Genomic DNA, 19,883 nt, shown 5'->3' with positions numbered 1-19,883 from the left:
AGCCAAACAAAAAAGTCTGAGCCAATATAACAGCTCAGACTTTTTTAGTGCTTAATTATAACGCGGGGACGTTTAATCCTCGAGTTCTTTGCCGGTTAAAATCCGCGGATCGTTTTCGTGCTTGAAATATTCCCGGGTTTCGGCGACCACGACGCCAGACAGCGCGATCAGCGCAACCAGGTTCGGGAAGGCCATCAGCGCGTTGAAAATATCGGCGATGGTCCAAACCGCTTCGACAGTCATATACGGACCGAAGAAAATGCACAGCACGTAGAGCAGGCGATAAGTCATGACGGCCTTTTTGTTCCGGTTCGACAGGTATTCGAGGCAGCGTTCGCCGTAATAATCCCATCCTAAAATGGTTGTAAAGGCGAAGAAAACCAGACAGAGCATCAGCAGGAAGCTGGAAGCCTGTGCCGGAATCGGCAGCCCCTTTTGGAACGCGCGGATCGTGACGTTGACCCCTTCAAGCCCGACATTCCAAGAGCCAGTCGACACAATCGAAAGCCCCGTCATCGTACAGATGACGATGGTGTCGATGAAGGTCCCGGTCATCGAGACCAGACCCTGCCGCACACAGGACTGGGTCTGCGCAGCAGCCGCCGCAATTGGCGCCGACCCGAGGCCGGATTCGTTAGAGAAAATTCCCCGCGCGATCCCCTTCTGCATTGCGACGATCATTGTGCCGACAGCACCGCCGGCAATAGCGCGGATGCCAAAGGCCGATTCAAAAATTTCAGCTAAAGCCCCTGGCAGCGCGTGGCGATTGATGATCAAAATCGCAAGGGTGCAGGCCACGTACGCGATGGCCATAAAGGGCACCACCACCTGAGAAACACCGGCGATGCGCTTCAAGCCGCCGATGATGACGAGGCCCGCAAATAAGGTGATCAGCAGGCCTGCGATGACCACTGAAAGGGAGTACTGATTGCCGAACAGCGATACGGTGTTGACGTTTTTCGGATCGAAGAAGGTGTTGACCGCCGAGGTAATCCCGTTGATCTGCGTGAACGTCCCGATGCCAAAGAGGCCGACGCCCATGCCGAAGAAAGCAAAAATTTTCGCGAGCCAGCGCCATTTCTGCCCCATCCCGTTTTCGATGTAATAGAACGGGCCGCCCAAAACGTGACCGTCCTTATCGATGGTCCGGTATTTGATGGCCAAGAGCCCTTCGGCGTATTTCGTCGCCATCCCGAAAAACGCGGCGATCCACATCCAGAACAGCGCGCCAGGACCGCCCGAAACGATAGCCGTCGCGACCCCGACGATGTTGCCGGTCCCGATCGTAGCGGAAAGCGCGACGCTCAGCGCACCGAAGCTCGTGACTTCGCCCTCGCCGTCCTCTTCGTTGCGCACCATGAATTTAAGTGCCTTTGGAAGATGAACAAACTGCAGAACGTGTAGCCGAATTGTCAGCATGATGCCGACAAATAGAATCAAAATGATTAACGGCAGTCCCCAGACGATACCGTCAAACCACGTAAGAAATTGATTGAATAAATGAAACATGTGTCCTCCTCTACATGTAAAAATGTGAGAGTCAAGACGAAGTAAAAAAAATTACCTCTGTCCTTTTGCCTGAGAGATCACATCGCATGGATGCTTACACCTTCGGCGTCCTTTTAGGAACTCTCCAGAGTTGCAATCAACATTGCTTTTAAAGCTTAACATAAGCTTAAAGTAATTTCAAGACCGTTTACACATAAAAAAAAGGACCGTCTCCGGTCCCCTTTTGATTGCCATTAATGTTTTTCAGCTGGCACAAAACGCACTGCCGCGAGATTGTGCGGACTTGTCGTTTTGATCTGCAGCGCGTTTTTCAATTCGCCCCCGTCGACACTGCGTTCTTCGATGAGCACACTGCCGTTTTTGCCGACGCAGAGCACGCCGTTGTCCGTATTCATCAAATTGGCTCCGACCGCGTTGTCGATGTTTTTCGTCCGAATCGACGCGACGGCCTTGTTCCTTTCGTCGAGCTTCAGTATCGTGATTTTCCCCGGCTGCGTGATCGTCATCGTGCCGTCTTCCGACACCTGGACGTCGGTCTGGCCCGAGAATTTCTGGCTGCTCTTCAAGCCGAATTCATCGGAATTTCCGCCTAAGGTCCACATCAGCTTGCCCGTTTCGCTGTTGATTTTAACGAGACAATTCGCGTTTTTAAAGGAAAGGATCAAGTTGCCGTCCGTCGGGTCGACGACCATCGCAGACGGATTCAAATAATCCTGAATGTCGTCGCTCGTATAATCGTTGCCGGCGACCGAGTCGCTGTACAGCCGCGCCACATTCGTGCTGTTCCATTCCCAGTTCACGCTCGAGCGTCCGGCGTTCTGCACGATCACCGCGGCGACCGTCGTGTTATCCTTGGCGTCAAGACCCTCTGGCATATTGGCCGCGCGGGTCGGCTTGCGGCGCACCGTAAAGGTGTTGTGGCGCGAGAGCATTTCAAAGGCATTGCCGTCGACCGCTGTTCCCGCCTGTTTCCAGTCGATGCTTTCGCCCTTTTTGTAGGCAGTAATGCCGGCGTCTTCTGTCACAGTCTTGAATTCGTCGTCCATGACAATCCGCTTGCCTGGACGATAGTCCGAAATGCCGAAATTGTCGGCGTCCGGATTGATGACCTGATAGGAGTAATAGGTGCCGCTGTCGGTCTGGTGGCATTTAAAATCGGAAAAGCGCGTCTTGGATTTAGACGACAGCGCCTTGTACCAGATGACATCGCCTTCGTCGTCCAGCGCGTACATGACCGGCCGGTCCGCTTCGGTGACCAGGTACTGCCCGTCCTTGACGCCGCTGCCGATGACGCGCAGCTTGGGCAGGCGCGTCGAGTAGGTTCTAAGCTGGACCGTCCGGCTGTCCTTCACGTTGCTGACTGTAATTTCAATCTGGTTTTCCGATGAAATCGCGTCAACGTCAATGGTTGTGGTGCTGCCAACTTTGACGGTCTTGCCGTTGACCTTGACAGTACCGCCTGGATAGCCCAGCACTTCAAATTCATTGTCGCCCACAGCCAGGGACGGGGCGTTGATCGTCGCGTTGTTTTTCTTCAGTGACACGTCGATGTCGCAGCCGTTTACTTTCAGCTGGAGTGTGTGTTGGCTCAACGGCGTCTCATCCCTCCCGGACATCGCCAGCAGAATGCCGACCACGATAATCATCGCGACCGCCACCACACAGGCTGCGATCAATATTTTTTTATTTCGGTCCATTCCGTCATCCTCTCTTCATTAATGTTTTTATTTTATCAAAAAGTGTATCTGAGTACAAGAATCTTATAACCTGTCCACAACTTGTTGAAAAAGCCTTTCAGAATTGTGCATAAGTGTGGATAAAGCCGCCGTGTCCAGTGTTATCCGTAAAATGACTGTGGATAATTTTGTAAATAAGTGGATAACAATTTGTGCACAAAAAAAGCGGACCCCTGTGGATCCGCTTTTAAAAGCAAAGCTCAAAATCTTTTATGTCTTCTATTTGACTTCTATTTAACTTAAATGGAGAGCACTTGAATCATATCGTACATGGCCTCGTCGAACACCTTCGGCGTATCAATCGCCTGATTGAGAGGAATCACCTGAAATTGCCCGTTTTTCGTCACGACCATCGAGTTGACGTTGCCCTTCATGATCGCCCGCACCGCGTGGAAGCCCATGTAGCTGGCGAGCCGTCTATCGAAATGGCTCGGTGCGCCGCCGCGCTGAATGTAACCCAGGTTCGTGCCCTTGGTTTCGACACCGGTCAGCTCTTGAATCTTCGGGACGTAATCCCGGTAGCTGCCGCAGCCTTCGGCCAACATGATAATGCTGTGCATTTTGCCTCTTTCGTGGCCTTCGATCAGCTTCGCGCAGATATCTTCAAGGGGCACTTCCTTTTCCGGGATGATCAGCGCCTTGGCCCCGCAGGCCAGCCCCGCGTACATCGCGATGTCGCCGCAGTGCCGCCCCATCACCTGGACGATGTTCATCCGGTTGTGGGAGAAAGACGTGTCTCTGATCTTGCTGATCGCGTCGATTGCGGTCGACACCGCCGTGTCGAAGCCGATGGTGTAATCCGTCGCGCCGATATCGTTGTCGATGGTGCCCGGAATCACGACGACGTTGACGCCGAGGTCGCTCAGTGCCTTCGCACCCTTCATCGATCCTTCGCCGCCGATGACAATCAGCGCGTCGAGACCGTAGGCCTTGACTTTTTCGGCCCCGTGTTTGACGCCGGCCGGAGTCTTGAAAAATGCAGAACGGGAGGTCTGCAGCATCGTGCCGCCCCGGTCGATGATGTTGGCCACGCTGCGGCCATTGAGAGGTCTGAATTTTTCTTCGTTCAGCCCGTGAAAACCTTCCTCGATGCCATACACCTGTATGTCGTAGCAGACTGCGGTTCGAACAATGGCACGAATCGCAGCATTCATCCCCGGCGCATCACCGCCGCTGGTCAGAACGCCTATTCTATTCACCGTCATTTTATTTTCTCCTTATTTTCTTTGGCATCCGGCACCGTCAACTTGATGCCACCGATGATGCCTGCCCGATTACCTAAAGTCGCTTTCTTGAAAGCCGTATCTCTCGATGAAGGAAAGGCGTAGCGCTTGTAGGCCCTTTGTAAGGGTGGCATCAGCACATCCGACGCGAGGGAAACGCCGCCGCCGATCACGTAAACCTCTGGATCGATGACGCACGAGATCATCGAGAGGGCCTTACCCAGCTGGTCCATCGCCGCCTCAATGGCCGATACGGCCAGTTCATCGCCGTCCCGCGCACTGTCACAGACCATCTTCGCGTCAAGGGGCGTCATCCTCCTGAGGATGGAATGGGCTTCAGGATGGGCATCTAAGAGGCGTGTTGCCGTGCGGACGATGCCTGTGGCCGAAGCGTACTGCTCCAGACATCCGAAATTGCTGCAGCCACAGGGTTCACTCTCGTGGTCCGACACGTGCAGATGACCGATTTCTCCGGCTGAACCGTACTGTCCGCAGACGATGTGCTTGTTAATAATCACGCCGCCGCCGACACCAGTGCCGAGGGTCACCATTACAAGATTGGCGTACCCTTTGCCGCCGCCCTGCCACATTTCGCCGAGGGCAGCGACGTTGGCGTCATTGCCAACCTGAACCGGGATACCCAGCGCGCGCTCCATAATGCCCTTCACGTCGACATCGCCCCAGCCGAGGTTGGCACAGCCGTGAACCACGCCCTTCTCATCGACCGGGCCGGGAACGCCGACTCCGATGCCTTCAAAATCGGCCGGACGCAGACCCCGCGCGTGAATGCGCTGTTTGATCGCTTCCGAAATGTTGAGTAGAAAGGATTCTGCCGAAAGATCGATTGGGGTTCCGATTTTCCGGGTTTCGAAAAGCCAGCCCGATGTCTTTGCCAGTCCGATTTTAATCGATGTCCCCCCGATATCCACACCGAAAGCGTAAGGTTTCATCTCATTCTCCCTTTTCCCGCCCGGATCCGGGCGTTTTCCTTTATTGTTTACTTAAACTTATTCAGATAATCTCTTCTTCAGAATTTCAGCCTGTTCTTCAAAGCCCGGTTTTCCGAGAAGGGCAAACATATTCTTTTTATACGCTTCGACGCCTGGCTGGTTGAACGGATTAACGCCCAGCAGGTAGCCGCTGACGCCGACTGCGAATTCAAAGAAGTAGAACAGCTGGCCGAGGGAATTTTCATCGCGGGCCGGAATCTTGATCATCAGGTTCGGCACCTGGCCGTCCGTGTGCGCCAGCATCGTGCCCATCATCGCGTTCTTGTTGACAAAGTCCATGTTCTTGTCCGCCAGGAAGTTCAGGCCATCCAGATTTTCCGGATCTGCCTGAATCGTCACGTCGGACATCGGTTTTTCGACGTTGAGCACAGTTTCAAAGATGATGTTGTTGCCATCCTGGACAAATTGTCCGAGAGAGTGCAGGTCGGTCGACAGGTCGTAGGACGCCGGATAGAGGCCCTTGCCGTCTTTGCCTTCCGATTCGCCATACAGCTGTTTCCACCATTCGGAAATGTTGTGCAGCGCCGGTTCGTAGTTCGCGAGGAGTTCAATCTTTCTGCCCTTGTTTCTGAAGATGTTGCGCATCGCGGCGTACTGCATCGCCGGGTTGTCTTCAAAAGGCGTCGTCTTGACCATGTCGCGCATTTCCGCGGCCCCAGCCATTAAAGCGTCGAGATCTGCGCCGGATACGGCGATCGGCAGCAGGCCGACAGCGGTGAGCACGGAGAAGCGGCCGCCAATGTTGTCAGGAATGACAAAGCTTTCGTAGCCTTCTTCGTTGGCTTCGGTTTTCAGCGCGCCGCGGGCCTTGTCCGTCGTCGCGTAGATGCGCTTTGCAGCTTCTTCCTTGCCGTATTTGGCTTCCAGCTTCGCCTTGAAGACGCGGAAGGCGATGGACGGTTCCGTGGTCGTCCCGGACTTGGAGATGATATTGACCGAGAAATCGCGGTCGCCGATTAACGCGATCAAATCGTTAAGGTACGCCCCGCTGATGCTGTTGCCGGCAAAATAAATTTCCGGCGCGTCAACGAGGTCGCGGGGCTGCTGATTGTAGAAATTCGGTTTCAAAAATTCGATGGCCGCTCTGGCGCCAAGGTAGGACCCCCCGATCCCAATGACGACCAGCACGTCGGAATCCTTGCGGATTTTTTCAGCCGCCGCTTTAATGCGGGCGTATTCTTCTTTATCGTAATCCACCGGCAGATCGATCCAGCCGAGGAAGTCGTTGCCGGCTCCGGTGCCTTCGATTAAAGTTTTACGAGCCGTTTCAGCCTGCGCTTTAATTTGTTCCAATTCGTGATCGCGGACAAAATCCTTTACGCGGCTGGCATCAAATTGAATATGTTCCATAATATTTCTCTCCTTGTCTATCTGAAAAATTGATTGATTAAGCATACACTTGTTGATATAAATATTCTAGCAAAATGGCCTTATGGCGTCAATGACCTCAGCACAATTTAGATGAAAAGGTTTTAAAGTTTGCGTAAAAAAAGACACTCTCCCGCTTTGAGGAGCGTGTCAATTGATCTCATGTTTAAAGCGCGTTCTTCACTCTGTCCCAGAAAGAGGAGCCTTTCTGATTGTTTTTGGCCGTCAGGGATTCTCCGAACTTCTTCATCAATTCTTTCTGTCTGCGCGTCAGCTTCTGTGGCGTTTCAACGCGGATGGTGACGTATTGGTCGCCCTTGCCGTAGCCGTTGACGTTCTTGACGCCCTTGCCGCGCATTCTAAATTCCTTGCCGGTCTGGGTGCCTTCCGGAATCTTCATCTTGACCTTGCCGTCGATCGTCGGCACCTCGATGCTGTCGCCCAGAGCCGCCTGCATAAAGGAAATCGGCAATTCGACGTATATATCGTCGCCTCTGCGCTTGAAGATCGGGTCTTTCTGCACGTTGATATAAACCAGAATGTCGCCGCTGGCACCACCGTTGGCGCCGGCATTGCCCTGACCTCTCAGCGGCAGGACGGAATCGTTGTCGACCCCGGCCGGAATCGTGATCTTGATCGTGCGTTCCTTTTCTTCGAGCCCGGTTCCATGGCAGTGTGGACACGGATTGTCGATGATCTGCCCTTCGCCGTGGCATTTGTCGCAGACCACCGTCTGAGCCATCATGCCGAAGGCCGTCTGGCGGCGCATTGTGACCTGGCCGCTGCCGCCGCACTTGTCACAGGTTCTCGGGTGAGAGCCTTCCTGCGCGCCGGAGCCGCCGCAGGCCGAGCAGGTTTCTCGGCGCTTGATCTTAATCTTCTTTTCCGTGCCGAAAACGGCGTCCTTAAAGGACAGCCGCAGGTTGATCCGCATGTCGGAGCCTCTGGACGGGCCGCGTCTGCCGGAGGAGGTTCCGCCACCGCCGCCGAAGCCGCCAAAGCCGCCGCCGAACAAATCTGAGAAGATATCATCAAAGCCGCCGAAGCCGCCAAAACCGGAGCCGCCGCTAAAGCCGCCGAAGCCCTGACCGTCTACGCCGGCGTGACCGAACTGGTCGTAGTTGCGGCGCTTATCTTCATCGCTCAGCACTTCATAGGCTTCGTTGATTTCCTTGAATTTTTCTTCCGCTTCTTTGTTCCCCGGGTTGCGGTCGGGGTGGTATTTCATCGCCAGCTTGCGGAAAGCCTTTTTAATTTCATCAGCGCTGGCGTTTTTGTCGACGCCCAGCACTTTGTAATAATCGCGTTTTTCTTCACTCATTGATAATCACCTCTTTTGGCTTTGCTGTTCAAACTGCACAGCATTATATCATTTTCGCCGGTGTAAAGAAAGGCAGCTCGTGCAAGCTGCCCTTTCTTTTTATCCATTTTTATGCAGATGATTATTTATCGGTGACGTCTTCGTAAGTGGCGTCTTCGACGTTGTCGTCGCCGCCGTTATTGCTGCCGCCCTGCTGCGGTCCGGCCTGTGGACCCGCCTGCGGGCCAGCCTGTGCGCCGCCCTGAGCCTGCTGCTGCGCCTGTGCGTCAGCGTAGAGCTTCTGAGCAATTGGGTAGAGAGATTCGTTCAGCGCATCGGTTGCGGATTTAATCGCGTCGAGATCGTCGCCCTGAGCTTTTTCTCTCAATGTCTTAATCGCGTCTTCAACCTTGGATTTTTCGTCTGCAGTCGCCTTATCGCCGATGTCCTTTAAGGACTGTTCAGCCTGGTATGCAGCCGTATCCGCGTTGTTCTTCGCTTCGATTAATTCTTTTTCTTTCTTATCTTCTTCTGCGTGCTGTTCCGCTTCTTTAACCGCTCTGTCGATATCGGCTTCGCTCATGTTAGAAGTGGATTTGATGACAATGTTCTGTGCCTTGCCAGTGCCCAAATCCTTCGCGGAGACGTTGACGATGCCGTTGGCGTCGATGTCGAAGGTGACTTCAATCTGCGGCACACCGCGGCGTGCAGCCGGGATGCCGGTCAGCTGGAAGCGGCCCAAGGTCTTGTTGTCTCTTGCCATTTCACGTTCGCCTTGAAGGACGTGGATGTCGACAGCGGTCTGGTTGTCCGCTGCGGTCGAGAAGACCTGGCTCTTCTTCGTCGGGATCGTGGTGTTGCGTTCGATCAGTTTAGTGGTCACGCCGCCGAGGGTTTCAATCCCCAGTGAAAGCGGGGTAACGTCGAGCAGCAGCACGTCGTTGACTTCGCCGGCCAAAACGCCGCCCTGGATAGCTGCCCCAACGGCAACACATTCGTCCGGGTTGATGCTCTTGTCCGGTTCTTTGCCGGTGATTTCCTTAACCGCCGCCTGAACTGCCGGGATTCTTGAAGAACCACCGACAAGCAGGACACGGCCGAGTTCTGAGCCGGAGATGCCGGCGTCAGACAATGCCTGGTTGACTGGGCCTCTCGTCGCGTTGACAAGGTCTCTCGTCAATTCATCGAATTTCGCACGGGTCAGATCCATCTGCAGGTGCTTCGGACCGTCGGCCGTTGCGGTGATAAACGGCAGGTTGATTTCAGTTTTCAGCATCGAGGACAATTCGATCTTGGCCTTTTCAGCCGCTTCCTTCAAACGCTGCAGGGCCATCTTGTCCTGTCTCAGGTCGACGCCGTTTTCTTTCTGGAATTCGTCAGCCATCCAATCGATGATCTTCTGGTCGAAGTCATCGCCGCCCAAGTGGTTGTTCCCGGCTGTCGCCTTAACTTCGAAGACGCCGTCGCCGAGTTCGAGGATGGAGACATCGAAGGTGCCGCCGCCCAAGTCGAAGACCATGATCTTCTGGGATTCGCCCTTTTCAAGGCCGTAAGCCAGAGATGCAGCGGTCGGTTCGTTGATGATTCTCTGAACGTCGAGGCCTGCGATACGGCCTGCGTCCTTTGTTGCCTGACGCTGTGCGTCGTTGAAGTACGCCGGCACGGTGATGACGGCTTTTTTCACTTCTTCGCCGAGGTAAGCTTCCGCGTCAGCTTTCAGTTTCTGCAGGATGATCGCTGAAATTTCCTGCGGAGTGTAGGATTTGCCTTCAATAGTGACTTTATAATCTGAACCCATGTGGCGCTTGATCGAGGAAACGGTGCCGTCCGGGTTGGTGATGGCGCCGCGCTTTGCGACCTGACCGACCAAACGTTCGCCGTCTTTGATCTGAACCACTGACGGGGTTGTCCGGCTGCCTTCAGCGTTTGGAATGACAACCGGGTCGCCGCCTTCGAGGACAGCCACACAGGAATTCGTAGTACCTAAGTCGATACCGATGATTTTTTCTTTACTCATAACTCTTTCCTCCTGAGTTTCTCATTTCTAAATTTAAATACGATTTATTTTTGATTGATCCGGACCATTGCCGCCCGAATCACCTTGTCTTTGTACATATACCCTTTTTGGAAAACGTCCAAAACGATCTGGTCGTCCACGTCGTCTTCATTTCCGATAGCGACGCCGTGGTGATATTTCGGATCAAAGGGCTTGCCTTCCGCTTCGATTTCCTGAAGTCCTTCGTCCTGAAGGGTCTTCATCATTTCCTTGTAGACCATTTTGATACCGGTCGCAAGTTCTTCGCTGCCGTCGTCGTTTTCGCTCGCCGCAAGGGCTCTTTCCAAATTGTCGATAATCGGCAACAGCTTCTTCAAGAGCTCTTCGGTGGTGTACGAGGCGATTTCAGCTTTTTCCCGGCTCGTCCGCTTTTTGTAATTGGAAAAGTCAGCCTGGAGCCGCATCAGCTGATCCGTCAGCGCTGCCACTTTGGCGTCACTTGCTTCCTGCTTTTCTGCCGGTTTTTCTTCTTCCGGCTGCTGATCCGTTTCGGCTTCCTGTTTTGTGTCAGTGCCCTTTGGATCTTCCTGCTTCGCCGCTTCCTTTTCCGCTACATCTTCTTGATGCTGCGGTTCGTCGGCTGCGGCCTGCGTTTTGTTTTTTTCTTCCGCCATATTTCCACCTTTGATATTGATTGTTCTATTTCAGCAATTTTACAATGTTGGCGTTCAATTCATCCCGAATGGCGTCGAGAATGGATGAAACCTGCGAATAATTCATCCGCGTCGGTCCGATGACGCCAAACGCGCCCATCGGCACACCCTCTCGCTCGTAGGTCGAGGTGATGATTGAAAATTCCTTCAAATGCTGATTGTCATTTTCGTCACCAATGGTCACGTGAATGACACTGTTGTTATCGTCTTTCCGCTCAGCTCCGTTGATCATCACTTTCGCGAGCAGCGGCTTCGCTTCGACGACATCGACGAGATTTTTGATCTTGTCAATGTTGTTGAATTCCGGATAATTCAGCAGATTCTTGAAGCCGCTCGCCGTCACGTTGGTTTCCGATTCGAGAAGGGCATCCCGAATCATCGGAATCAACTCGTCGAGAAGCTGTCTTTCCGTCGGATTCAGATCGCCGATCTTGTCGATGAGATCCGTACCGAAATCCTGAAAGGCCACATTCTTGAGAATGCTGTTGAGCACGTTGGACATTCTGAGTGCCATCGCGTCGTCCACATCCGAGGACAAGGTCACTTCCAGATTTCGCGCGATCCCTTCGATCGTCACCATGACGACCAGAACACGGTTGCGAATCAGCGGCACAATCTGCAGATGCTTGCAGTTGAAACGCGACACCCGAGGCGCCAGCACCACTGCCGTGTAATTGGTCAGCTGTGACAGGACGTTGGCCGTGTGGTTGACCGCCGTGTCAATTTCCTGACCCGCCTGCAGGTAGCCCCGGTGAATATCCCGGCGCATCGTTTCAGCCAGCTTTTTGAACTGCATGATTTCGTCCACATAATAGCGGTAAGCCTTCTGTGTCGGAATTCTGCCGGATGAGGTATGTGGCTGCATCAGATAACCCATTTCTTCCAAATCAGACATTTCGTTCCGAATCGTCGCCGGACTCACGCCCAAATCGTACCGTCTCGACAATGTTCTCGAGCCGACCGGTTCAGCCGTGTTGATGTAATCTCTGATTACGGCTTCTAGAATTTTTTTCTTTCTCGGCTTTATGATACTCACCACCTTATTTATTAGCACTCTTTTTATTTGAGTGCTAATATCTTGAATATAATATAGCACCGCCTTTTCAAATTGTCAATAACAATTCAGTCTCAATTTTCACTTTTTGAAAATTTTCAGACGTTTTTAAGTTGATGCTTCTTGTCCAATATCCATTCCCTCAGACAAAGGCCATAAACACCTGGTTAGCCAGGTCCAGCCCAAGGGTCGTCAATCGGATTCGCGAACCCTCCCGCTCGAGCAGACCTTCTTCTATTAAGGAATGTATTTCTCCAGCGTAGCGGTTTTCAATGGATTCGCCGAATAACGTCTGGAAATCCCTGTCGTCGACGCCTTTTGTTCTGCGAAGGCCCAAGAACATGTAATCGCCCTCGGCCTCTTTTTTAGAGAGCCGATGCTTTTCATCGCAGGCGGCCGGATTTTGTAAATACGTGTCAAAATCCGCTGTCGTCGTCTTTCTTAGGAAGGCGCCGTCTTCGCCTGGCGCTTTGTTTTCCAAGAATAATGACGCCGCGCCGAGGCCAAATCCGGCGTAGGGGGTTAAATCCCAATACCCGGAATTGTGGCGGCTTAAGTAACCCGGACGGGCAAAATTGGAAATTTCGTACTGTTCAAAGCCATTTTCCGCGAGGCGTTCACAAATATCGTGATACATCGCCCGCTCGGTTCTCTCGTCCGGCAGGGCCAGCCTGCCCTCGCGCTGCCATTTCTCAAAGACGGTTCCCGGCTCGACGATTAAGCTGTAGCAGGAAATGTGGCGCACCGGTGCGAAATGGGAAAGCTTGTCGATCGTCTGGTCCACATCCTCGAGAGTCTGCCCCGGCAGGCCGAAGATCAAATCGGCGGAGATGTTGTCATAGCCGGCGGCCGCCGCGTCGCGGAGGGTCTTTTCCGCTTCGTCCGCGGTGTGCAGCCGGCCGATGGTCTTGAGCAGCTCGTCATTAAAGCTCTGTACGCCCACTGACAGCCGATTGAAGCCGAGCCTTCTATAATAGTAAAGCTTTTTTTCGTCCACCGTTTTCGGGTTGACCTCGATGGTTTTCTCAAAGGCCGCCCTTTGAAAGTCAAAGCCGAATTTTTCTTCTAAAGCGCCGATCGTATCAGAAAGCAGGGACGACGGCACCGCTGACGGCGTGCCGCCGCCGAAATAAACCGACCGAATGGGCAGCGCACCGCTGTAGGGAAAGGCCGCGATCTCTCTTTTGAGCGCCTCGAAATACTGTTTGACGCGGTTCAAATCATGTTCCGGCCAGGAAACGAAATCGCAGTACCGGCATTTTGACCGGCAGAACGGGATGTGAATGTAAATTTCCAGCGCGTGATCCATATTTTTTCGCCTCTTCTGTAAAAATTTGTATTTTTATCCATTATTTTCGCAATTTTATAATATTCTCTTGATTTTATTTTAACTTGCTTTATAATTAAAGATAAAATAAATAATTCCTTAAGGAAGGAGATTTTTTCTGTCATGAAAAAGAAAATACTCGCATTTGCATTAACGCTTGCGCTCGTAAGCGTCGCAGGACTGGCTGCCGGCTGTGGCTCTAAACAATCTGACCCGCTGTCGGACGGCGTTTTAAAGATCGGGACAAACGCTGAATACACCCCGATGGAATACAAGAACAAAGACAACAAGATCGTTGGCTTCGATATCGACTTGGGTAAAGCCATCGCGAAGAAGCTCAAGGTCAAGGCTTCCTATAAAGACACCGACTTTGACGGCATTTTCAACGGTTTGAATTCCGGCCAGTACGACTGCATCATCTCCGGTGTCAGCAACACCACTGCCCGTCAGAAATCCTTCGCAATGAGCGATTCCTACCTCGGCAACGGGATCGTCATCGTCTCCAGAGCAAGTGTCACCCCGGCTACAAAGACCGAAGACCTCAACGGCCAGAAGGTTGGTGTTCAGCTCGGCACCACCGCTGACGACTCCGCGAAAAACTTGAGAAAAGATGGCAACACGATGAACCTGAAGGAATTCGACTCGATGGTCGACGCGTTTACCGCTCTCCAGGGCGGCCAGATCAGCTACATCATGACCGACAAACCAGTTGCAGACTTCTACACCGCTCAGAAGCCAGACGTCTACAAGACCACTTCTGACGAACTCTCCAACGAACCGATCGCCATTGTCTGCCGCAAGAGCGACAAAAAACTGCGCGACAAGATCAACAAAGCCCTCGACGAAATTAAGAAAGACGGCACCTTCGGCAAGCTGACTAAGAAATGGTTCGGCGAAGATTTAACAAATGCGAAGATTGACGACGTCACCAAGACCGTTAACTAAGCAAAGCAAAATCGCCCGCATCCTCAGGATACAGGCGATTTTTTTATGCCGCAAATTATTTATTAAACAGCTTAACGAATAAAATGGGTGTATTGACCGGTTTCGATTTCAGGTTCCTTGACGCCAGCCTTTTTCGCGGCCTCGACGGATTTTAAAAACCACGCCATATTTCGGCCAAGGTTGCGCATGGTCTGCAGCCCTTCTTCATCCTTTTCGACGTGTTTGGGCGTAAAGCCGTGAACCTCGTTCCAATAACTCGAGCAGACGATGAACATGTTCGCGAGGCCGTAATATTTGTTCATCTGATCGAGGGCCGCCACATCCCCTGCTCGGCGACAGGACGCGACCGAGGCGACCGGCTTGTGCGTGAAAATATCGGAGCCGGCGTTCATATTGGAATAAAACACCCGATCCATGAAGGCGCTCATCTGCCCGGCCGACGATGCGTAATAGGTCGGCGAGCCGAACACAAAGCCGTCGTAAAATTTCGCGATGTTCGAGAATTGATTCACCACATCATCAAAAATACATTTCTTGTTTTTCAGGCACATATTACAGGCGATACAACCGCGAATCGGGTCGTTTTCAATCCAAAAGATATCCGCTTCGACGCCTTCCTGCTCCAGCGTCTTTTTGATCTCCTGAAGCGCGCGGTCGGTACAGCCGTGCTGATGCGGGCTGCCATTGACGAGTAAGACTTTCATCGTTTCTTCCCCTTCTCTATGAAATAATATAACTATTTTTATTTTACGGCCTCTATATCTGCTTGTAAATGTAAAATTATGGGTTCTGAGGACAGATTATGCGGTGGTCCTTGTCCATCCTGACGTGCACGTCGGCGAGCCGCTCGGCCAGCTCGCGGTTATGGGTTGAAATGATGATCAGCTTCCCCGTCGACTTTAACGACGCGATAAAATCCGCAATCCATTGCTGACCGTCCTCATCGAGACCGCTCAACGGCTCGTCAAGCATCAGAATCGGCGGGTCCATCGCAAGCACTGCACCGAGGGCCACCCGTTTCTTTTCACCACCGCTTAAATTGTAGGGCGTGCGCTTTCTCAGCGGCTCAAGTTTTAATAAACGGATGTATTTTTCCACCCGCTCCCGGATTTCGTCTTCGGGCAGGCCGAGCTGAAAAAGGCCAAAGGCAATTTCGTCCTCGACGTTTTTACAGAAAAGCTGCACCTCAGAATTCTGGAAGACGTAGCCAATTTTCGCGTGAAAAGCCTTGGCAAAGGCGTCGTCTCGGAGGCGCTTCTCTGTAATTTCCTCGCCGTCCAATAAATACCGCCCGCCGGTCGGAAAGGCCAGGCCGTTTAGGATCCGAAACAGCGTGGACTTGCCGCAGCCGTTAGGCCCCTCGAGGCAGTAGCAGTTTCCCATTTCAAAACTATAGGTGATGTCCCGGAGCGCCGGGATTTCCTGATAATCGTAATCGATGTGTTCGAGCTGAATCATATTGTCTCCTTTTTATTTCGTCATCACAAATAGCGCGATCATCGCGGCGTAGACCCCGAGAAACAAGACGTCCTGCCAGGTGAATCGGTGGCGGTGGTAGCTTCTGTACTGCCCGTCAAAGCAGCGGCAGGCCATCGCCTCCGACGTCGCCTCAGCCATCTGCCGTGATTTCAAAAACGTCGTACCGAGAATGCCGTCCACCTTCGCGTTTTTCCAATTGGTTTTGCCGACGCTTCTGAGCATGACCGCCTCCAGCAGTTTGTCGCTGTAATCGCCGAGGATCATCAGAAAACGCATTGTCATGTCGAGAATCAGGACGAAGACCGCCATCCCTTTTGTGACGCTGAAGGCCTCGGTGACCTCGCGCCAGTCGAGGCTTTCGTTCATCACCGCGAGCACCAGCACCGATTCACACACCTTCATCGTCACCGTGAGCATGGTCCGCGGGTGGCCGAAGAAAACGGCGGGCAGCATGATCAGCGCCGTAAAGATTACCGGCAGGATCAAGGCCTTTAAAACCCTAAGGATGCGCTCAGGCGGCATCAGGGCAAGCCTGAGCAGCTCGACGGCGATGACGGTGATGACGTAAACAGCGTTTTGCGAGATGGCGCAGAGCAGAATACAGAGCACCGCCGCACCGACCCTCAGAGCCGGCGCGACGGGGCTGGGCTTTCGTCCGGCGTTCTCACGGTCGTTTTTCAAAAGCCGGCCGGTTAATTCCATGACTTTTAGATTCAGTCTCATATTTTAATTCGAATGTCTTTCTAGGGTTTCCTTTTTTTGATCGCGGCTCACGCGTGACTGGTTTTCGAGCGGCCGCCCGCCGCGTAACCGATCAGCCTAAAGATAATGATCAGCAGCGCGACACCGATCACGGCAGAAAGGATATAACCGAACCATTCAGGCAGTCCAGAGAACGAGTAATCCGGCAGCAGCGCGCTGTAATCGAAACCGTGCACCATGCCTTTTGGCGTGTAGCCGACGCCAGTCGCGGCAATTTCGTCCGCGCCCCATTCTCCCCAAGCGGTCCCCGCGGCGAGCAGCCCAAGGGGCGTGGCCACGATTAAAACGGCCAAAAGCACCTTGAGGGGGTTGGACGATTTGGATTCCGCCGTACTGACACTCAGCTCCGGCGCAGCCTTTCGAACAAAGGCTAAAATGGCGACGGTAAAAACGACCTCAGCCAGCCCAAACACCGTAAGATGCCCGATCATCATGGCCGGAATAGAGACATTTAGACCGTAAGGGCAGTACAAAGCGCTGCCCGCAGCGTCTCTGAACAGCATCGGCTGAATGCCGAATTCAATGGCCGCGCAGAGGGCCGCCACGTTGATGCCGAGGTAACTGCCGACCCCAGCGCCAATGTATTCCCGAGTGTCTTTCTGATGACCGCCGGCAATGAGCTTATAAACCGCGTAACCGACGAAAGGCAGGACAAAAGCCATATTAAAACAGTTCGCGCCGAAAGCCAGGATCCCGCCGTCCCCGAAAATCAGCGCCTGCAAAAGCAAGGCGACACTCACCGACAGACAGGCCGCGTAGGGCCCCAAAAGGATCGCGATCAGCGAGCCGCCGACAGCGTGGCCGGTGGATCCCCCTGGAATCGGCACGTTGAACATCATCGCCAGAAAGGAAAAGGCCGCGGCAACGCCCATCATCGGGATTTTGGCCTTAGGCATGTTTTTTTTAATTTTATTGATCGACACCGCCCACACCGGCACCATCGCGGCCGCCATGACGCCGCAGGTCTGCGGGCTGAGATAATTATCAGGGATGTGCACCTAAATCCTCCTCTTGTTTAAGATTCACGCATTTCAGTATAACAAAAGAACAAAATAAGTTATAATTTTATTGATAAAATGTAAAAATTTCGAAAAAGGAGAGACGATTATGAATATTCTTGTGATCGACGGACAGGGCGGCCAGATCGGCGCCCGCCTCATTTCAGCACTGAGCAGCCAAACCGAGGGGCACACCGTCATTGCCGTCGGCACCAACAGCATCGCCACCCAGGCCATGATCAAGGCAGGCGCGGACCGGGGCGCGACCGGCGAAAACCCCGCCGTCGTCCTGGCGGCGCGCGCCGACATCATCGCCGGCCCCCTCGGCATCATCGCGGCCAACGCCCTGCTCGGCGAAATCACCCCGAAAATCGCGATGGCGGTCTCCGAGAGCCGAGCCGAAAAAGTGTTGATTCCGGTAAACCGCTGCGGCATTCAAATCGCGGGCGCGTCCCACCAGTCCATGAAAGAGGATATCCTCGACGCGGCCCGCATCATTGCCGGGCTGATCAGCCGATAAAAAGGCCGCAAAGATCGTCTTGATCTTTGCGGCCTTCCTGGCTCTTTTGAAACCGCGTATTCGTACGCGGTCTCTGCGCTTCCTGCGCCTTTAATTTTATGCTTTTGTGTCAGCTTATTTGGCTTCTGCCACCGCGCGGGCAGACTGAATCAAATAAGAGATGGACGTCGCACCTGGATCCTGATGACCGATGGAGCGTTCGCCCAAATATCTCGCGCGGCCCTTTGTCGCGATAATGCCTTTGGTGTATTCCACACCCTTCCAGGCAGCGTCTTCCGCGTCTGCGAAAGCGTCCGCGACGGATTTGCCGTCTGCAATCGCCTTGTCGTAGGCTTCCTTCGCCGGGCAGATCGCGTCGAGCATGGTCTTTTCACCTGTGGTCGATTTGCCGGCTTTTTCGATGCTCGCAATGGCGGCACCGATCATTTCACTGATATCTTCCGGGCTCAGTTCTTCCTTGCCCTTCGCTTTGGCACTGGCTTTCACAAAGGCCATGCCGTACAGCGGACCGGAGGCGCCGCCGACCTTTGACATCAGCGTCATCCCAACGGTTTTGACAATATCTGTGATGGTTTTGTCCTGGACACCTGGGATCTTTTCCATGACGGCCTTCATCCCACGGTTCATGTTGATGCCGTGGTCGCCGTCGCCAATGGCCTGGTCGAGATCCGTCAATTCCTGATGATGTTCTTCGATGCGTTTATCGAATTCTTCAATGAATTTCAATACATCTTCTTTTGTTGCTGCCATAAGAATTCCTCTTTTCGTCAATTGATTTTAAAAAGAATTGACAGGCACGAAGGCCTGTCAATTTCCTTTATTTCATTATACTATTAACGCGACGATTAGTCCTGAGTGAATGCGATGGTGTCAGCCGGTGCATTCAGCAGTTCTTTCATTTCGTCGTCGAGTTTCAGCAGAGAAATGGAAGCACCTGCCATATCGATGGAGGTCATGATGTTGCCGACAAAGGTCTTTGCAACTTTGATGCCTTTTTCGGTCAGTACGTCGTGAACGCGTTTGTTCATCAGGTAGAGTTCCATTAACGGCGTTGCGCCGGAGCCGTTGACCATAACAGCCACTTCAGAGCCATCGTAATCGACGTCGTCGCCTAAGATGTGGCTTAACAATTCATCGACAATCGCGTTCGCCGGTTTCAAAGGTTCGCGGCTGATCCCCGGTTCGCCGTGGATCCCGATCCCGATTTCCATTTCATCGTCTGCCAGTTCGAACCCTGGTTTGCCAGCTGCCGGAATGGTTGACGGTTTGAGTGCGGCACCCATGGTTCTTGTATTGGCGATGACTTTTTCTGCGACAGCTTTAACTTCAGCTAAGCTTGCGCCAGCTTCAGCCTTTGCGCCGGCAATCTTGTGAACAAAGATCGTGCCTGCAACACCGCGGCGGTCTTCTTTGTTGTCGACTGCAACGTCATCGTTGGTGATGACTTCTTCAACTTCGATATCGTCTGCCATATCTGCAGCCATTTCGAAGTTCATGACATCGCCTGAATAATTCTTAACGACCATCAAGACGCCCTTGCCTGCATCTGCTGCGTTAATGGCTTCGAGAATCTGGTCTGGTGCTGGTGAGGTATAGATTGCGCCAGGAACAGCTGCGTCCAACATCCCCTTGCCGACGAAGCCAGCGTGTGACGGTTCGTGGCCGGAGCCGCCGCCTGAGATAATGGCAACTTTTCCTTCTTTTTTCTGTTTTCTAACGATAACGTCTGTTCCTTCTAAGCGTTCGACCTTATCAGGATAGGCATCGCACATACCTTCGAGCATTTCGTTTTCGACATCTTCAACAGCGTTAATAAATTTTTTCATTTCGATTAACCCTCCTCAAGAGTAGATCATTTAATGGTTTTATTATAGCATGAAAACTATTAAATAAAAATAAATTTTAATCAAATTCTATGGTATGAAAACGTTGAAATTTTCCCG

18 protein-coding genes and 1 riboswitch are annotated in these 19,883 nt (G+C 52.8%); of the genes, 2 read left to right on the top strand and 16 right to left on the bottom strand.

Translation table 11 applies throughout. From position 1 onward, the window contains the following. Positions 1–72 precede the first annotated feature (72 nt). The 10 genes from QZX60_RS03600 to hemW form a co-directional block, all read right to left on the bottom strand. A complete protein-coding gene (locus QZX60_RS03600) occupies positions 73–1,509 on the bottom strand; it encodes a sodium:alanine symporter family protein (RefSeq protein ID WP_295361514.1) in 1,437 nt (478 codons plus the stop codon). Positions 1,510–1,556: 47 nt separating this feature from the next. Next, positions 1,557–1,647, bottom strand: a riboswitch (glycine riboswitch). Positions 1,648–1,742: 95 nt separating this feature from the next. Beyond that, the gene (locus tag QZX60_RS03595) at positions 1,743–3,206 is read right to left on the bottom strand and encodes an aryl-sulfate sulfotransferase (RefSeq protein ID WP_295361512.1); all 1,464 of its coding nucleotides are present in this window, start codon (positions 3,204–3,206) and stop codon (positions 1,743–1,745) included. Positions 3,207–3,484: 278 nt separating this feature from the next. Continuing rightward, entirely contained in the window at positions 3,485–4,450 is a 966-nt protein-coding gene (pfkA, locus tag QZX60_RS03590) for a 6-phosphofructokinase (protein ID WP_363174766.1), read from the bottom strand. Then, the gene (locus QZX60_RS03585; protein WP_295361510.1) at positions 4,447–5,418 is read right to left on the bottom strand and encodes an ROK family glucokinase; all 972 of its coding nucleotides are present in this window, start codon (positions 5,416–5,418) and stop codon (positions 4,447–4,449) included. Before QZX60_RS03585 ends, pfkA begins: the two co-directional genes overlap by 4 nt. Before the next feature lie 57 nt (positions 5,419–5,475). Further along, on the bottom strand, positions 5,476–6,831 hold the full coding sequence (locus tag QZX60_RS03580) for a glucose-6-phosphate isomerase (RefSeq protein WP_363174768.1): 1,356 nt from the start codon (positions 6,829–6,831) through the stop codon (positions 5,476–5,478). Between the two features lie 181 nt (positions 6,832–7,012). Then, on the bottom strand, positions 7,013–8,167 hold the full coding sequence (gene dnaJ, locus QZX60_RS03575) for a molecular chaperone DnaJ (protein ID WP_295361507.1): 1,155 nt from the start codon (positions 8,165–8,167) through the stop codon (positions 7,013–7,015). A gap of 121 nt (positions 8,168–8,288) precedes the next feature. Beyond that, entirely contained in the window at positions 8,289–10,163 is a 1,875-nt protein-coding gene (gene dnaK / locus QZX60_RS03570; RefSeq protein ID WP_295361506.1) for a molecular chaperone DnaK, read from the bottom strand. Positions 10,164–10,207: 44 nt separating this feature from the next. Beyond that, entirely contained in the window at positions 10,208–10,816 is a 609-nt protein-coding gene (gene grpE / locus QZX60_RS03565) for a nucleotide exchange factor GrpE (protein ID WP_295361504.1), read from the bottom strand. A 25-nt stretch (positions 10,817–10,841) separates the two neighbouring features. Continuing rightward, complete coding sequence (gene hrcA, locus QZX60_RS03560; protein ID WP_295361502.1) at positions 10,842–11,891, bottom strand: heat-inducible transcriptional repressor HrcA; 1,050 nt, start codon at positions 11,889–11,891, stop codon at positions 10,842–10,844. A gap of 160 nt (positions 11,892–12,051) precedes the next feature. Then, positions 12,052–13,218, bottom strand: coding sequence for a radical SAM family heme chaperone HemW (hemW, locus tag QZX60_RS03555; RefSeq protein ID WP_295361500.1), 1,167 nt, complete (start codon positions 13,216–13,218; stop codon positions 12,052–12,054). 141 nt (positions 13,219–13,359) lie between these two features. Here hemW and QZX60_RS03550 point away from each other — a divergent pair, with 141 nt between their 5' ends. After that, positions 13,360–14,181 (top strand): ABC transporter substrate-binding protein, encoded by an 822-nt coding sequence (locus tag QZX60_RS03550; protein ID WP_295361499.1) that lies wholly within the window; start codon positions 13,360–13,362, stop codon positions 14,179–14,181. 71 nt (positions 14,182–14,252) lie between these two features. On the opposite strand, the gene QZX60_RS03545 is transcribed toward QZX60_RS03550, so the two are convergent. The 4 genes from QZX60_RS03545 to cbiM all read right to left on the bottom strand — a co-directional run bounded on the left by QZX60_RS03545 (position 14,253) and on the right by cbiM (position 17,420). Further along, positions 14,253–14,885, bottom strand: coding sequence for a flavodoxin family protein (locus tag QZX60_RS03545; RefSeq protein ID WP_295361497.1), 633 nt, complete (start codon positions 14,883–14,885; stop codon positions 14,253–14,255). A gap of 76 nt (positions 14,886–14,961) precedes the next feature. Further along, positions 14,962–15,639, bottom strand: a complete 678-nt coding sequence (locus QZX60_RS03540) for an energy-coupling factor ABC transporter ATP-binding protein (RefSeq protein WP_295361496.1) — start codon at positions 15,637–15,639, stop codon at positions 14,962–14,964. Between the two features lie 12 nt (positions 15,640–15,651). Next, positions 15,652–16,383: an energy-coupling factor transporter transmembrane component T gene (locus tag QZX60_RS03535; protein WP_295361495.1), complete on the bottom strand. Its 732-nt coding sequence runs from the start codon at positions 16,381–16,383 to the stop codon at positions 15,652–15,654. 47 nt (positions 16,384–16,430) lie between these two features. Continuing rightward, positions 16,431–17,420, bottom strand: coding sequence for a cobalt transporter CbiM (gene cbiM / locus QZX60_RS03530; protein WP_295361493.1), 990 nt, complete (start codon positions 17,418–17,420; stop codon positions 16,431–16,433). 109 nt (positions 17,421–17,529) lie between these two features. Here cbiM and QZX60_RS03525 point away from each other — a divergent pair, with 109 nt between their 5' ends. Next, positions 17,530–17,940, top strand: a complete 411-nt coding sequence (locus tag QZX60_RS03525) for a DUF3842 family protein (RefSeq protein WP_295361491.1) — start codon at positions 17,530–17,532, stop codon at positions 17,938–17,940. A gap of 114 nt (positions 17,941–18,054) precedes the next feature. Here the strand turns inward: QZX60_RS03525 and dhaL are convergent, their stop codons facing one another. Both dhaL and dhaK read right to left on the bottom strand, forming a co-directional pair. After that, complete coding sequence (dhaL, locus tag QZX60_RS03520; RefSeq protein WP_295361490.1) at positions 18,055–18,690, bottom strand: dihydroxyacetone kinase subunit DhaL; 636 nt, start codon at positions 18,688–18,690, stop codon at positions 18,055–18,057. 95 nt (positions 18,691–18,785) lie between these two features. Continuing rightward, positions 18,786–19,766, bottom strand: coding sequence for a dihydroxyacetone kinase subunit DhaK (gene dhaK, locus QZX60_RS03515; RefSeq protein WP_295361488.1), 981 nt, complete (start codon positions 19,764–19,766; stop codon positions 18,786–18,788). Positions 19,767–19,883 lie beyond the last annotated feature (117 nt).

Source organism: uncultured Pseudoramibacter sp., from assembly GCF_903789625.1.
GTDB lineage: Bacteria > Bacillota > Clostridia > Eubacteriales > Eubacteriaceae > Pseudoramibacter > Pseudoramibacter fermentans.
This window is presented reverse-complemented; position numbering and strand designations above follow the sequence as displayed.